Below are 15,202 nucleotides of genomic sequence, written 5' to 3'. Positions count from 1 at the left end.
GAAAATAAACAAGATATATGAAACATATGGGCATTGCAATAACCGGTAGTGGTTCGGCTACTCCTAGCGCAAAATTGACCAATCAGGGCCTATCGGAGCGAGTGGAAACCTCAGATGAGTGGATTACTACTCGGACGGGAATTAAAAATCGCTGCTTGGCTGGAGAGGGTGAGTCATTAACGGCGATCGCCACCCAAGCAGGACTCAAAGCCATAGAGCAAGCGGGAATTGACCCTGCCGATCTCGATTTAATCCTGCTGGCTACCTCAACTCCTGATGATTTATTTGGTAATGCCAGTCAAATCCAAGCCGCATTAGGGGCCCATCAAGCCGTCGCTTTTGATTTAACGGCTGCTTGCTCTGGGTTCCTTTTTGCTTTGGTGACAGCGGCCCAATATATCCGCACGGGAGCATACCAAAAAGTATTGGTGATTGGCGCAGATCTACTCTCTCGATGGGTTAATTGGAGCGATCGCACCACATGCGTGTTATTTGGCGATGGTGCAGGGGCGATCGTCATGGAAGCCAACCCAGACGATCGCCTTCTCGGTTTTGAACTCAAAAGCGATGGCACTCAAAACCACTGTTTACAACTGGCTTACCAACCCAAATATGAGGAAATCCTTCCTAACTTCAGCGTCGGTCAAGGAACCTATCAATTCATCAGCATGAACGGCAAAGAAGTCTATCGCTTTGCCGTGCAAAAAGTCCCTGAAGTTATTGAAAAAGCTCTTTTTCATGCTCAAATTAGTACCGAGCAAGTTGATTGGCTCATCCTCCATCAAGCCAATCAACGGATTCTTGATGCTGTGGCTAAACGGCTCAATATTCCCAATGAAAAAGTATTGAGTAACTTAGCCAACTATGGCAATACCTCGGCTGCCTCCATTCCCCTGGTACTCGATGAAGCCGTCCGCTCTGGAAAAATTCAACCCGGCGATCTGATTGCCGCTTCTGGATTTGGTGCAGGCTTGACCTGGGGATCGGCCATCTTTCGCTGGGGACGTTAATTAAAGGAATAGGGAATAGGGAACAGAGGTAGGCTTCGATTCCCTATTACCCATTACCCATTACCCATTACTTATTACCCAATAAATCTATGACAAAAACAGCTTGGTTATTTCCTGGACAAGGATCGCAAAAAACAGGCATGGGCATCGACCTTAAAGATACCAAAATTGGCCAAGATCGTTTTGTTCAAGCTGAACAAATTTTAGGATGGTCAGTCCTCGATCTCTGTCAAAGTGAACCCGATATCTTATCCCGTACCCTTTACACCCAACCTTGTTTGTATGTCATCGAAACCATTCTGATTGACCTCTTACGAGAACAAGGACACTCCCCCGATCTCGTCGCCGGCCATAGTCTTGGTGAATATGTCGCCCTTTATGCTGCCGGAGTCTTTGATTTTGCCACGGGACTAGAATTAGTAAAGTGCCGTGCAGAATTGATGGAAAATGCTTCCGGGGGCAAAATGGCCGCCCTAATTGGCTTTAAATCTGACCAACTCCAGGAAGCTTTAGAAAAAACGCCCGATGTGGTACTTGCTAATGACAATAGCGCTATGCAAGTCGTGATTTCGGGCAAACCCGAAGCCGTCGAGCAGGTGATGGGACAAATTAAAGTCAAAAAAGCCGTTGCTCTTCCCGTTTCTGGAGCTTTCCATTCTCCATTCATGGAAGAGGCATCACAAAAGTTTCAAGCCGTTCTAGAAACTGCATCTTTTGCTGAAGCTAAAGTTCCCGTTCTTTCCAATGTCGATCCGTCTCCATCTACGGATTCTCACACCCTGAAAAACCGTCTACTAGAGCAAATGACCGGTTCTGTGCGCTGGCGAGAAACTTGCTTAAAACTGGTAGATGAAGGAATAGAAAAAGTGGTGGAAATTGGCCCCGGTAATGTGTTGACGGGACTGGTCAAACGCACCTGTCCGGGGTTAGCCTTAGAGAATATTGCAACTTTAGCTCAAGTACCGAGCTAACTGAGATTATGGCTCAAAATAACGATCCATCTCCATTTCTGTTTATTGGCCTGTTTTTGATCTTTGGAGCGGGAGGAGGGTATTGGTTTTTCGTGCGCCAACCTTCTCCTGAGCAACCGATGGAAACAGTCGCACCGAATCAAGCGCCTACTTCTGCTGGACAAACTCCCCCCACTGCCGAAACTGCTAAATTTCCTAAACCCACATCGGTTGCTGGGGGTACGGTGATTCGTATTGATGGTAGTACGAGTATGGTGACGTTAAATCGGACTCTGAAGCAGGGGTTTGAGGGGCAATTTGCAAATACCACGGTAGAAACTCAAGCCAATGGTTCGGATAAGGGAATTCAAGGGGTGTTGATAGGACAGTTGGATTTAGCGGCTGTGTCTCGTCCCCTGTCGTCGCAAGAAACTCAGGAGGGGTTGATGGCGTTTCCGGTGACGACAGATCAAATTGCGATCGCCGTCAGCAACAGTAATTCCCTATCTGCTGGGTTAACTATGCAACAAGTGAAAGACATCTTTCAAGGTAAAATTACCAATTGGTCAGAAGTTGGGGGATCTAATCGTCCCATTCGCGTCATTAATCGACCAGTGGTGAGTGGAACCCGTCAAGCCTTTCAAGAATTGGCCCTACAAGGGGAGAATTTTGGTACAAGCGCAAATATTACGACCCTAGACCGAGATGCTACAACCCCCATGTTACAGGCATTAGGTGAGGATGGTATCGGTTATGCCACAGCCGATCAAATTATCAATCAGCAAACCGTCAGAGCAGTGGCGATTGATGGGGTATTACCGGGATTTTCCGGTTATCCCTATACGCGCACCTTATATTATGTCTATAAAAGTCCCCCCAATGAGGTGGTAACGGCATTTTTAGGCTATGTAGACAGTATGAATTGATGGGGGAAATCAGTGCAGAATCCTTTGAATGTGGGTCTAGTGGGTACGGGATTTGCGGCTCGCTTAAGGGCAGAAACTTTACAGAGTGATTCCCGTAGCCGTCTAGTGGCAGTGGTGGGTTATAATCCAGATAAAACGGCTGAGTTTGCCCAAAAATATGGGGCGCGGGTGCTAGAATCTTGGCAAGAATTGGTGCAGCTTGATGATTTAGATTTAGTTATAATTAGTACGATTAATCGAGACCATGGGGCGATCGCCAAAGCCGCCTTAACCGCACAAAAGCATGTCGTCGTTGAATATCCCCTATCCCTGAACTTCGAGGGAGCCAAAAGCCTCTGGATACTCTCCAAAACCCAACACAAACTCCTCCATATCGAGCATATCGAACTCTTAGGCGGACTCCACCAAGCCTTTAAGCAAACCCTCCCCCAACTTGGAGAAATTAGCTATCTGCGCTATAGCAAAATTGCCCCCATTCATCCCGCACCCCAGCGCTGGAATTATCACAAAGACCTCTTCGGCTTTCCCTTAGTCGCCTCCCTCCCTTCTATCCACCGGTTCACCGATGCATTAGGTACTGTGGAAACAGTTTACGCCCAAAACCGCTATTGGCCAGAGAATTCCGACTATTATCACGGCTGTTTCTGCACCGCCCAACTCCAATTTACTAGCGGTACAATTGCCGATATTATTTATGGCAAAGGGGATATTTTTTGGCAACCTGAACGAAAATTAGAAGCCCATGGACACCAAGGAACCCTAATCTTTGAAGGGGATAAAGGCTCCTTCATTCAACTGGACAAAATCACAGAAATCCCCGTAGGCACTCGCCGGGGACTCTTTGCCCAAGACACTCAGCAAGTCTTAGAGTATTTAACAGAAGGGACAGAACTCTATGTTAATCCTCAGTCCAGTTTATACGCCCTTAAAGTCGCTTGCGCTGCCGAAAGATCGGCATTAACGGGACAAAAAGTTACTGTAAATTAGGCGTTGATTTAATCTTCTCCATCGGTTACGATTAACCTTAGTTTTATAGGAAAAATATAATTCTTGACTTTCCCCCTTCTCCTGCGGGAGAAGGGGGTAGGGGGATGAGGGGAAATGGAATGATATTAAATCAACGCGCTAAACCCTTCTTAAAATGGGCAGGGGGTAAATCTCAACTGCTCTCTCAATTTGAAGCACACTATCCCCCTGAATTAAAACAGGGAAAAATAAAGCGCTATATTGAGCCATTTTTAGGGGGGGGTGCGGTCTTTTTTGATTTAGCGCAAACCTATGAGTTTGATTCCGCTTTTCTCTATGATGTGAATCCGGAACTGGTGTTAGTGTATCAGGTGGTGAAGCACTATCCAGACGACTTGATGGCGACATTAGAACAACTGGAAAATAAATATCATGGTTTGACCCATTCTGAGCGCAAAGATTTCTATTTTCTGATTCGGGAACATTATAATAGCCAAAGACTAGAGTTTAATTATGAAAAGTATTCTCCAGATTCGACAGTCAGAGCGAGTTGGCTAATTTTCCTGAATCGCACTTGTTTTAATGGTCTGTTTCGGCTCAATAGTAAGGGGGAGTTTAATGTGCCTCCGGGGAAATATAAAAATCCGAAAATTTTGGATGCAAAGAACTTGCAAGTAGCGTCTGAGGTCTTGCAGAAAGCAGAAATTATCGGCGGAGATTTTCAGACCTCTGAATCCGTGGTTACAGATGATTCATTTATTTATTTCGATCCTCCCTATCGCCCCCTGAGTCAAACAGCGAAGTTTACCGCTTATGCTCAATCGGAGTTTGCAGAGCGAGAGCAGGAAAGGTTAGGGCAGTTTTTCCGCAAGTTAGATCGACTGTATGATGTGAAGATGATGTTGAGTAATTCCGATCCGAAAAATGAAGACCCAACTGACGATTTTTTTGAACGGTTGTATGAGGGGTTTACCATTGAGCGGGTATCGGCGAATCGGATGATTAATAGTAAGGGTAAGAAACGGGGGTTAGTTCAGGAGATTGTGGTGAGAAATTATTGAAAATTATAGAGAAATTTGATTCCCCTAAATTCCCCTTTTTAAGCAGGGGGTTTTCCTATTCCCCCCTTTTTAAGGGGGGCAAGGGGGGATCTTTTCCTACTGTCCACCGATACAGCGCAAAGCGCTGTATTTTTTGCTCTGATTTTTTACCGGAATAATGAGAGTTACACCCAGCCAACCGTTTTTATCTCGTCTTTTGCTAGGGCTATTCATTGTTGGAGTAGTCTTAACCCTTAATCTGTCCCCTGCACAAGCTTCTATTTGCCGTCAACAGGGGAATAATGTCATTTGTCTTCTCTCTATTAAGCGGAGTGCTAAATATTATTGGGAATATCGTGCTTCTGTGCGCGTCAATGATACAACCTATCCCCTAGAAATTTATAATTGTCGTCAAAAAGTCCGCATCAAAGCGGATAAAAGCATTGTTCCGTACATAGAAGAGGAGAATGCTGAAGTAATATATGTCCGTAAAATAGAATAGATCGACTTTTTGTAATTTAACCCTTCCCCCATGTGCCACTTGTTCATAACATCAATAAATAATAGACCGTTGTTTTTCAATATTTTGCTAAATTGGGTTAGTACCTGTAATCTTTTCTGTTGATCGGGGACATAACCAAAGGAATTAAAAAGACACAGGATAACATCAAAAGACTCCTGACTGAAGGGCAGGTGAGCCATATCAGATAAGATCGCTTTGTCTATATTTCGCTTTTGGGCTATGTCGATCATGATCGGAGAGATATCGCATCCGTAAACAACGGATTCCTCCAAGCTTAATTTATATTTTTCGGTTCTTTTTCCTGTTCCGCAACCGACATCAAGGATCTTGAGTGGTTTGCTATGTTTTTTCTGTAAATAGGCCAAGATTAAGTCATCAATGGATTGCAAGTATGCTTTGCGGTTGAGACATTTTTCATCATAGTAATTGGCTAAAAAATTAAAATGATTGACAACGGTGTTTTTGATGCTGTTCATCCAAAAGTGTTCCTTGAAAATGAGGATGACTAATTGAGGAGAGTGAGTTATTAATACAGGTGACTCTCCTAAAGCGATGTTGAAAAGGAAGATCTATGCCCTAGGATGGTCGCGAAGAAATCCTGTAGCATAGAGTCTTTAGAATTGCCCAACTAGGAGCGATCGCCAAATTTACAGAGTTTGTACAAATTGGCTTAACCGCTCCATCCCTTTTTCGATAGAGGTCATATCCGTGGCATAGGAGAGGCGAATGTGGTCATCTGCACCAAAGGCAACACCGGGAATAGTGGCTACATAGTAGTTGTCTAGGAACCGATCGCAAAAATCAGTGGAGTTGAGACCCAGTTGACCAATGTTGACATAGACATAAAACGCACCGTTGGGTTCAGCGACCGAGAGTTTGGGAATGGCTTGAATGCGCTCTACAATTACTTTGCGTCGTTCATCAAAGGCTAGGCGCATTTTTTCTACACAGTCTTGGGAAGATTCCAAAGCGGCGATCGCCCCATATTGGGCAAAAGTACATACATTGGAGGTACTATGGCCTTGAATCGTGTTACAAGCCTTAATCAGCTCTACAGGGGCAGCCAGATAGCCCACCCGCCAACCGGTCATGGCATAGGCTTTAGCAAACCCATTACTAATGATGGTGCGTTCAAAGGCTTCTGGACTAGCTGCACCAATACTCAGATGCACTGAACCATCATAGAGAATTTTTTCATAAATTTCGTCAGAGACCACCCACAGGTTATTTTTGACCACCACTTCGGCTAACGCCTTAATTTCCTCTGGACTGTAAACCATTCCTGTGGGGTTCGAGGGGGAGTTGAGAACAAACAGCTTGCTGTTGGGGGTAATGGCGTTTTGAAGTTGTTCTGGGGTAATTTTATAGCCTGTAGAAGCATCAGTTTCAACTAAAACCGATTTTCCTCCCGCTAAAGCCACCATTTCCGGATAGCTCACCCAATAGGGAACGGGGATAATCACTTCATCTCCCGCTTCGATCAGGGCCATCATTAAGTTATAGAGGGAATGTTTACCCCCATTGGTGACAATGATATTTTCCGGTTGGTAGTTAAGAGTGTTGTCTTTTTGTAACTTTTTGGCGATCGCCTCTTTCAGTTTTGGCTCTCCTGATGCTGGGCCATATCTGGTTTTTCCGTCACTCAGGGCTTTTTGTGCAGCCGCTTTGATGTGATCGGGGGTATCAAAGTCCGGTTCCCCCGCACTAAAGCTACACACATCTAACCCCGATCCTTTCATTTTCTTGGCTTTAGCCGTGATTGCTAAGGTCAATGAAGGGGTTACTTGTGCCACACGAGATGCTAACTTCATGGTTGCTCCAGATCCTGGTTATAGGTTGATTAAGGGCGATACTCCTGCCCAGTCGCTTGGCGATCGCCAACTGTCTATTCTGGCAGAGAATTCCCAGTTTCTGGTAGAGATTCAACTTTTTTTAGCCTTTGAGTTTGTAACGTATGCCTTACATTCGGTAATCCAAGTTACTAATCCTTCTGTGAAGTTAATTTAAATAAAAACTGGAAACGCAATGTTTTTTGAACTGATGTGTGGAAAGTCCCTGAACTGACCTAATTTGCTGCAAACTATTCTTTATTTCTCGACAGGAGTTGTCGTTATGCGTCACTTACATCACTGTTATGAGATTCTAGAAGTGGCCCCTAACGCTAGTTTTGAGGAAATTCACGAAAGCTACAAGGATTTAGTGATGGTCTGGCATCCTGACCGCTTTGTGCATCATCCCCGCCTCTATAACAAAGCCCAAGAAAAAATTAAACAGCTTAATGGAGCCTATGAGCAACTCAAGTCAAAACAAAATTGGATGATGCCATCGGTGCATGGGGGCGATCGCCCTTGGAGACAAGCAAAAACCCCTGAACCACAGGCTTATCAGTCCTCTGGCTTTTCACAAGCCACAAGAGAAGATTATAACCGGGTGCTGGATGATTATATTCGTCACCATAGCCGGGATATGCAAAACTGGTTGGATTAGTGGAGTAACATGGTTTCCGAACTCTGGGTTACGATCGCAACGGAAAACTTAGAACAGCTCAAAATTTTTTATAGCGGCTTGCTCCAGACACAAGCACAGGGAGAAATTCCAGGGGTTTATATAGAGTTTGTCGTTGGGGGGTTGCGCTTGGGGATATTTCAGCCCCGCGATCGCCAGGAATTTCAGTCCTCTACCCCAGGCACAATGAGTTTATGTGTAGAAGTTGAAGACATTCAGGAGGCGATCGCCCACTTACATCATTTAGGTTATCCTCCTCCTGGAGAAATTCAAACCGCTTCCCATGGTCAGGAAATCTATACCTACGATCCCGATGGCAATCGGTTGATCGTCCATCAAAATCTGTAATTTTCCTTAAGACATTCTGACCAACCGCTTTTACAATAAATAAAAGCCGTGAATCTATCTCTCTCTAAATTATAATGGTCAATTCCCCAGCCACCTCTTACCAAATTCTCAGCGATCGCAGTCAATATAAACCTTGTCGGATTAACGTACCCGACTTAGATCATGCCATTGCTGCCATTCGAGTCAACGAACGCTACTACAGTCTATTTCAAGTATTTACAGACAGCAAACGCGCCGAAACCATTGCCCAACGCCTCAGTAAAAGAGGAGATGAAGTCATCATTACCCCGACTCCCAAAGGAAGCGCTGTTTGGGTCGAAGAAGCCCAAGGTTCTCCCGTTTCCCGTTCCGAAAAAAAATCAGAGAAAACTCAAACCCCTGCCAATCCTCCTGAACCTCCCTATAAAATTCTCAACGATCCAGAAGTCTATCAGCTCGGATATATTAAAGTTCCCGACTTAAACGATGACCTAGAAGCCCTCCAATTTGACAACCAATATTACAGCCTATTTAAAACTTTTTCTGATATTCATCAAGCCTCAGAAATCGCCCTACGTCTCGCCCAAAAAGGCGATAAAATTATCATTATTCCCAATTCTCCAGAGTATACCCTCTGGATTTTAGAACCCGACGCTCAGTGGTTGTCTTCCCGATAGACCCTACCCTAAAGTCCCCACCTAACTCTCCTCTAAAATTCCAGGTAAAACCTCTCCCACCTGGGCATTTAGAACCTCCATATCCTCTTGATCCTTAACACTAAAACTCGTCTTAAATTGTTCTGGAGCTTGGGGCCAAGTGCTGGGATCGTAGGCAGCAAACTGTCCTGATTTACGCTTATTCACTAACTGGGTAACTCCCCAGGGTTGCCCATCTTTGGATAACACCGGCATACAGAGTAAACTAGAGGTTCTATAACCCGTCTTTTTATCCGTTTGTTGGGCAATTTCCGATCCCGGATAATCATACAAATCAAAAGGAATATTCAACGGTTGTCCCGTCAGAGCAACACGACCAGCAAATCCCTCTCCCATCGGAATACGAATATCAATTAAAGAGCCATCACTTTGAGGCAATTTCGTCCATAACTGTTTATTCGCTCGATCGATTAACCAAAGGGTAGAACGGTCAGCATCCGTTAAAGTTTTAGCCGCTTGCATCACATTACGAATGATTTCTTCTTCAGAACTGCTACTGCTTTTAATTAGATTCAGAGCATGAGTTAACGGATCGACCATGAGACCTGATTTTTTCAGAGTCGGAATCTCAGTATAGAAGGATTGGAAGCCTTGGAGAATAGGCGTAATTAACTGGGTATACTCCCGAAGGCGATCGGCATCACTACGGTTAAATCCTTTGGGATCGAGACGGCCGTCAGTTTGTTTATTAAATAAGCGTACCACTCCCACTAATTCCTTTTGATCGCTGATGAGAGGAAAGAGAAATAACTGACTATAATTAGCCAGTTTCCCTGCCCCTTGAACCACAAGCGGATCGGCTAAATTCCCTAATTTATTCGTTCCCTTAAAGTCTTGGGTACTGACAATAGTCTTCGCTAACCCTTGCTCTGTAGAAACCGTAATAAACTTAGGGTTTTTCTCGGCATCTAAAACCACAGACCAGAGTTGATGGCGGCTAGAATCCAAAATAAATAGAGTTGCTTTAGCCACCCCGATCGCCTGTTCAATAGAACGATGTAACGGTTGGAGAAAATGCACTAAAGAATGATAAGCAGCCTGCTGATTAGAAGTGCGATCCAGCTCCATTTGACTGAGCAGAATCAAGCTTTGTTGGGTCACCTCAATGGGATTAATTTGGGCTTGTTTTTTCAAGGTTTCATGGCTTCTAATGAACTGAAGCAGTACGGCTACCCGTTCATTAAATAACTGCATGGTTTGTTGATCGTTGCGGTCAAAACTCGCTTTCAAATAATCGGGAACTGCCGGCCAATCGTCTTTATTATATTCAGGATGATTACCCGGTTTACGTTTGTTGACCAATTGAGTCACACCGAGTAATTCCCCTTCCGGACTTTCGATGGGCATACAGAGCAAACTACAAGTCCGATAGCGGGTTTGGGCATCGGTGCGTTTAGCATTTTCCGCATTGGGATCGTTGTAGAGGTCAAAGGGAATATTGAGGGTGTGTTTGGTTTGGGCAACTTCACCGACAAATCCCACCCCAATTGGACACCGAACTTTACCTTTTCCGGGTAATTCTGTCCATAAATCCCCAGCTTGAGGATCGTATAACCACAGGGTAGAGCGGTCAGCATTCATCAGTTTTTTCGCCGTATTCATCACCCGATGTAAGACGGTTTGAGTATCGAGGTTAATCTGATCGAGCGATCGCGTCGCTTCCGTAAGTGCCGCAGTTGCGCGTAACTTTTTAGTCGCTTTATAGGAGGATTGACAAGCTTGTAAAATTTGCCGAATGGGAAGCACGCATTTGACCAAGCGCTCTAAATCTTTGCGGGTAAATCCTTGCACTTGGCTTGATTGAGTATTGCCGATTTTGGGCTGAATTTTATTGAGCAATTGAATAACGGCTACCACATTCTTTTGCTCATCTAAAATGGGAAAAGCTAAAATATTTCGAGTGCGATAATTATACTTTTGATCGTATTCCTTCACCAACTTACATCGGGGGTCATCATAAACATTATTAGGAATATTAATCACCCGCTTCAATTGGGCTACTCCTCCCGCAATTCCCTCACCCACTCGCACATGAATATCCAAAAATTCACCCTGTTCATTTTGAGCCACTAAAGACCATAACTCGGTTTTCTCGTCATTGAGCAAAAAGATGGTGGTTCGCTCGGCTCGGAGCAACTGCCCTACCGTAGAAGTCACATCTCGCAGCACTTCATAAAGCGCTTGGGCGGATTGATGACCTTCTTCCGGGGTTTGACCTTCAGAGAGGAAATCGACTTGAGAAACGAGTAATTTGCGCTCTAGTTGGGTAAAGGTTTTCAGGAATTCCGTTTCATCAACTTCTAGCTCCGTTTCGATGGTTTCGATCGCCTGCTCCACCCATTGAGTATTGAAAATACCCGCATAAATACGGTTATGGATTAATAACTTTCCTTCTTCCCGCATCACTAACCCCATTGTCCGTAACTCTCGCTGTTCCGGACTTTCGTTAGCCAGTATTGTCTGTTCTACCAATACTTTTTTATACAATTTAAGCAGATTCAAGGTTACCAGTTGCGGCTGTAAGAGGCGATCGCGAATACTGCGTAAATGCTTTAATTCTTCATGATTTTCCCAATTCTGAATTAATTCCCTTTGCACTAAGTTAGAAATCCATTCTTCTTCGCGACCAATCATAGGCGCATCTTCGGCATCTGCAATCACCTGGCAGACCTTAATCGTCAGCAGAGGATGGGCAGAAGTCCAGAAAAACACAGTGGAAATCAGGGTGCGATAATTCCGGGTTTTGGCTTTCATTCCCCTGGCCAAATCGAGGCCAGTAGAGTATTTGGCAGAAGGAGTCAGGGAGTGGCTCTCATGGGCGATCATATCGTACAACCTGATCTGAACGGATTTAGCTATGCAATCAATCTCAATGATACCCTGATTGTACAAGGCCTTCTTTTGGCGAGAGATTAAACCCATGCATGAGATTCAAGGAACCACCCGGTTACTAGGCATTATTGGCGATCCGATTAAGCATTCGCGATCGCCTATTATGCAAAATGCCGCCCTTTCCCATCTAGGGGCTGATTACGTCTATGTCCCCTTTCCCGTCAAACAAGAGCAACTGGGCATTGTTCTAGAGGGATTTCAAGCCGTTGGCGTGGTTGGGTTTAATGTTACCATTCCCCACAAACAGGCCATCATGCCCTATCTATCCCAGATTTCTCCACTAGCCCAAGCCATGGGTGCTGTGAATACGGTTTGGCGCACGGAGCGAGGATGGGAAGGAACCAATACAGATGTGCTGGGATTTATTGCCCCCTTGAAAGAAGAGCGCCAGAAGTGGTCAGAATCACAAGTGGTGATTTTAGGCAATGGGGGATCGGCGCGAGCAGTAGTGGCGGGTTGTTTCGAGTTAGGGGTTAAGCAAGTGCATGTGGTGGGAAGGAATCTGGAGCGCTTGCAAGCCTTTCAACAGAGTTGGTCAGATCCTGTAATTGTCCATTTATGGCATGAGTTACCGGAGCTGCTCTCTGAGACCACCTTGTTGGTGAATACCACACCCATAGGTATGTCTCCCCATGTTAATGCTACTCCGGTAGAGCAGGAACTATTGGCTCAGTTGCCCAAGGGAGCGATAGTATACGACTTGATTTATAATCCCCGTCCGACTCAGTTGTTGAAATTGGGGCGATCGCTCGATCTCTTCACTATTGATGGCACAGAAATGCTCGTTCAGCAAGGAGCTGCCGCCCTCCAGATCTGGCTCGATGAACCAGTTCCCGTCGGGGTGATGCGTCGGGCGCTCCTGGATGCGCTCTAAGCGGGTGTTTACACAGAAAAGTGGTCAACATACAATCATTGGTTCAGGATTAACTTTGATGGGCAACGTTGCTTTTGTGTAAGTAATTATTCTCGATCCAATCGGCTACAATAGCTTGAATAACTGGCACACTTACGGTATTACCCAACTGCTTATAAGCTGCACTATCATCTGGATGAATCCTGTAACTCTCTGGGAAACCTTGTAAATTCGCACATTCACGAGGCGTTATTCGTCTCGGTCTCCTATTGTGGACTATACCTAACTTATGAGCATCAGATGAAGTCAGAGTGATAGAAATACTCTCTGGATCGAGAAATTTAAACACCTCAAAGGACATATTCCCACTCACGGGATTATACTTACCTTCAACTTCTTTTAAATATTTCTTTTGAATAAGCGAGTCGATAATCTTATCCATGTTATCTCGATGGAAAAAAGTCCTGATTTGCTCTAAAGTTAAACTTTTTCCATCTTGGTGAACTCCAAATTTTTTATGCCTTCTATGGGCTATCAAGGCATTCATAAAATCTTTTTCATCTTCGCTACACTCACCTTTAATCCCTAAATCCCAGGAATGTAGAGAATTTCCGCCGCGAAAATCAATTAAACGAACTCCATGGAGTTTTTCCCATTGACCCTGAACAGCATTATATAGCTGATGTTCAAATTGTGGCGACAAAAAATAATTTTCTGATACTTTTTTTTGCAAAATATATTTAACTTTAACTAGATATTTACCTTGATTAAAAAGACTGGTTTGATAATACTCTTTTTTAAAAGAATGGGAGTCGGTAGCACCTCGATCAGACTTCAGTGTGAGAATGGGTTTTGTTCCTAATTCCCCTATAATATAAATACGAATACGATTTTGAGGTACGCCAAAATTGCTACTATTTAACAATAAATAACTGACTCCATAGCCTAATTTTTCTAGACGATGAATAATAGTCTTAAATGTTCTACCTTTATCGTGACTGGTCAGACCTCTAACATTTTCTAAAAGAAACCCTTTAGGTTGATAAGACTTCAGTAGTCTTTCGATTTCAAAAAATAGGGTTCCCCTAGTATCACCAAACCCTTTTTGCTTACCAGCATACGAAAAGGGTTGACAGGGAAAACCTGCCAGCAGAAAATCAAAGTTAGGGACAAGATCAATTTTCTGAATATCTCCATAGGGTTCCTGTCCAAAATTGAGTTTATAAGTTTCAATTGCCTTTTTATCTATTTCCGAACTCAGGACACATTCACAGTCTACGCCAAAATCGTTACAGGCTTTCTCAAAACCCAGTCTCATTCCCCCAATACCAGCAAAAATATCAATAAAACGGATCATAGTAAAGTCTCACGCAAAAAATCAACCAAAACATCAAATTCTTGATCGGAATAAGCCACTGTACAATCACTATTCTGACACAAGCTAGAAATAGCGGCAGAGCGCTGAAAATTTCCTGCTCCATCAATAATATAGGCGATTTTATAGCCAACTTCATCGATCATCATTTTTCGGGTTGCCGCCTGACCAGCTTTACGCTCTATAGTGCTATTTGTAGTCACTTGAAAACTGACTTCAATACCAACTTTTTTGTTTGGATTACTGACTACTATATCAAAAGGTATGGTTTGCTTGTGATGTTGAGTTTCTATTTCAATTGAACTATTACTGATAATATCTAATTGATTTCCCAGTTTTTGCTTTAAATATTCAACAACATAATTCTGGGCTAATTGTCCCATAGAATTTGCATTTGAGCCACCTGTAATACGGCTAACAACGATATATCTTTGTCGGATGTAATTCTGTAATGCAACTTCATCCCCAAGTAAAGAACCAATCAGACAATTATCTAAACCCGCTCGATCTGATACATTAGAAGTGCTGGCATGTAGCAATACCATAACCATATCACGTTTAAGTCCATCTAAAGGTTTATTTTTTTGTAATCCACGACCATCAATATGAAGTTTTGCATTACTCAAATTTTTAACAGGCATTGACTCAAAAAGATACTGATAACTGTTGCCTCGCCACATATAATCCATAACTCGCTTTCCTGTGTAATCAGTTTTGGTAAAAATATGGGTAAAGCTTTTTCCTAGACGTTGCATAGGTTCTCCACCATAGTCAGAAAGAATACATAAATGCTTAAGAAATAAATTGGCAGGAAAATTGGCTGCTTTAATTAAATTAAAAATTTGTGTAGGACTACTTTTATTAAGTTGTAACAGGGCAATAAAATCATCCTGTGTTTCTAGTAATCTGGGTAAAATACTGATGGCTGTATTTTGTTTTTTTAGAGTGTCAGGCCACCAAAGGGTTGCCTGAGATTGTAAGGTGGTGATATCTCTAGTATAGTTTTCCATAATCATGAAAAAATAGTGTAGTTAAATACTAGCAAGAATTGCGATCGCCGGCCCCTAGGTTTTCTGTCCTGTTGTTATTTTTGCAGTGTGAATTTATTTTGACACATTT

Annotated in this window: 15 protein-coding genes; 10 read left to right on the top strand and 5 right to left on the bottom strand. The window is 43.6% G+C overall.

The window, feature by feature from the left end:
- Positions 1 to 17 precede the first annotated feature (17 nt).
- From PMG71_RS18615 to PMG71_RS18595, 5 genes are all read left to right on the top strand, one after another.
- The gene (locus tag PMG71_RS18615; RefSeq protein WP_347179327.1) at positions 18 to 1,010 is read left to right on the top strand and encodes a beta-ketoacyl-ACP synthase III; all 993 of its coding nucleotides are present in this window, start codon (positions 18 to 20) and stop codon (positions 1,008 to 1,010) included.
- An 89-nt stretch (positions 1,011 to 1,099) separates the two neighbouring features.
- On the top strand, positions 1,100 to 1,981 hold the full coding sequence (fabD, locus tag PMG71_RS18610; RefSeq protein WP_283755219.1) for an ACP S-malonyltransferase: 882 nt from the start codon (positions 1,100 to 1,102) through the stop codon (positions 1,979 to 1,981).
- An 8-nt stretch (positions 1,982 to 1,989) separates the two neighbouring features.
- Positions 1,990 to 2,886: a phosphate ABC transporter substrate-binding protein gene (locus PMG71_RS18605; RefSeq protein WP_283755218.1), complete on the top strand. Its 897-nt coding sequence runs from the start codon at positions 1,990 to 1,992 to the stop codon at positions 2,884 to 2,886.
- A gap of 12 nt (positions 2,887 to 2,898) precedes the next feature.
- Complete coding sequence (locus PMG71_RS18600) at positions 2,899 to 3,873, top strand: Gfo/Idh/MocA family protein (RefSeq protein WP_283755217.1); 975 nt, start codon at positions 2,899 to 2,901, stop codon at positions 3,871 to 3,873.
- A gap of 119 nt (positions 3,874 to 3,992) precedes the next feature.
- Positions 3,993 to 4,913, top strand: coding sequence for a DNA adenine methylase (locus PMG71_RS18595; RefSeq protein ID WP_283755216.1), 921 nt, complete (start codon positions 3,993 to 3,995; stop codon positions 4,911 to 4,913).
- A gap of 390 nt (positions 4,914 to 5,303) precedes the next feature.
- Here PMG71_RS18595 and PMG71_RS18590 read toward each other — a convergent pair whose 3' ends face one another.
- Together PMG71_RS18590 and PMG71_RS18585 are read right to left on the bottom strand one after the other, a co-directional pair.
- Complete coding sequence (locus PMG71_RS18590; protein WP_283755215.1) at positions 5,304 to 5,891, bottom strand: class I SAM-dependent methyltransferase; 588 nt, start codon at positions 5,889 to 5,891, stop codon at positions 5,304 to 5,306.
- 171 nt (positions 5,892 to 6,062) lie between these two features.
- Complete coding sequence (locus PMG71_RS18585; RefSeq protein ID WP_283755214.1) at positions 6,063 to 7,226, bottom strand: pyridoxal phosphate-dependent aminotransferase; 1,164 nt, start codon at positions 7,224 to 7,226, stop codon at positions 6,063 to 6,065.
- Here PMG71_RS18585 and PMG71_RS18580 point away from each other — a divergent pair.
- The 4 genes from PMG71_RS18580 to PMG71_RS18565 all read left to right on the top strand — a co-directional run bounded on the left by PMG71_RS18580 (position 7,225) and on the right by PMG71_RS18565 (position 8,924).
- Positions 7,225 to 7,422 carry a hypothetical protein gene (locus tag PMG71_RS18580; RefSeq protein ID WP_283755213.1) on the top strand — a complete coding sequence of 66 codons (198 nt, stop codon included), beginning with the start codon at positions 7,225 to 7,227 and terminating at the stop codon, positions 7,420 to 7,422. The genes PMG71_RS18585 and PMG71_RS18580 overlap by 2 nt on opposite strands.
- A 105-nt stretch (positions 7,423 to 7,527) precedes the next feature.
- Positions 7,528 to 7,902 carry a J domain-containing protein gene (locus PMG71_RS18575; protein WP_283755212.1) on the top strand — a complete coding sequence of 125 codons (375 nt, stop codon included), beginning with the start codon at positions 7,528 to 7,530 and terminating at the stop codon, positions 7,900 to 7,902.
- 9 nt (positions 7,903 to 7,911) lie between these two features.
- A complete protein-coding gene (locus PMG71_RS18570; RefSeq protein ID WP_283755211.1) occupies positions 7,912 to 8,268 on the top strand; it encodes a VOC family protein in 357 nt (118 codons plus the stop codon).
- 74 nt (positions 8,269 to 8,342) lie between these two features.
- The gene (locus PMG71_RS18565) at positions 8,343 to 8,924 is read left to right on the top strand and encodes a hypothetical protein (protein ID WP_283755210.1); all 582 of its coding nucleotides are present in this window, start codon (positions 8,343 to 8,345) and stop codon (positions 8,922 to 8,924) included.
- 21 nt (positions 8,925 to 8,945) lie between these two features.
- Here PMG71_RS18565 and PMG71_RS18560 read toward each other — a convergent pair whose 3' ends face one another.
- Positions 8,946 to 11,885: a GAF domain-containing protein gene (locus PMG71_RS18560; protein ID WP_283755209.1), complete on the bottom strand. Its 2,940-nt coding sequence runs from the start codon at positions 11,883 to 11,885 to the stop codon at positions 8,946 to 8,948.
- Between PMG71_RS18560 and PMG71_RS18555 the strand changes: the two genes are divergently transcribed.
- Positions 11,884 to 12,729 (top strand): shikimate dehydrogenase, encoded by an 846-nt coding sequence (locus PMG71_RS18555; RefSeq protein ID WP_283755208.1) that lies wholly within the window; start codon positions 11,884 to 11,886, stop codon positions 12,727 to 12,729. The genes PMG71_RS18560 and PMG71_RS18555 overlap by 2 nt on opposite strands.
- A gap of 49 nt (positions 12,730 to 12,778) precedes the next feature.
- Here the strand turns inward: PMG71_RS18555 and PMG71_RS18550 are convergent, their stop codons facing one another.
- Together PMG71_RS18550 and PMG71_RS18545 are read right to left on the bottom strand one after the other, a co-directional pair.
- Positions 12,779 to 14,065 (bottom strand): DNA cytosine methyltransferase, encoded by a 1,287-nt coding sequence (locus PMG71_RS18550; protein ID WP_283755207.1) that lies wholly within the window; start codon positions 14,063 to 14,065, stop codon positions 12,779 to 12,781.
- Positions 14,062 to 15,093, bottom strand: coding sequence for a DpnII family type II restriction endonuclease (locus PMG71_RS18545; RefSeq protein WP_283755206.1), 1,032 nt, complete (start codon positions 15,091 to 15,093; stop codon positions 14,062 to 14,064). Before PMG71_RS18545 ends, PMG71_RS18550 begins: the two co-directional genes overlap by 4 nt.
- Positions 15,094 to 15,202: the final 109 nt, after the last annotated feature.

The sequence above is a fragment of the Roseofilum acuticapitatum BLCC-M154 genome, assembly GCF_030068475.1.
Taxonomy (GTDB): domain Bacteria; phylum Cyanobacteriota; class Cyanobacteriia; order Cyanobacteriales; family Desertifilaceae; genus Roseofilum; species Roseofilum acuticapitatum.
The sequence above is the reverse complement of the archived record's forward strand: the minus strand, read 5'-3'. Positions and strand labels throughout refer to the sequence as shown.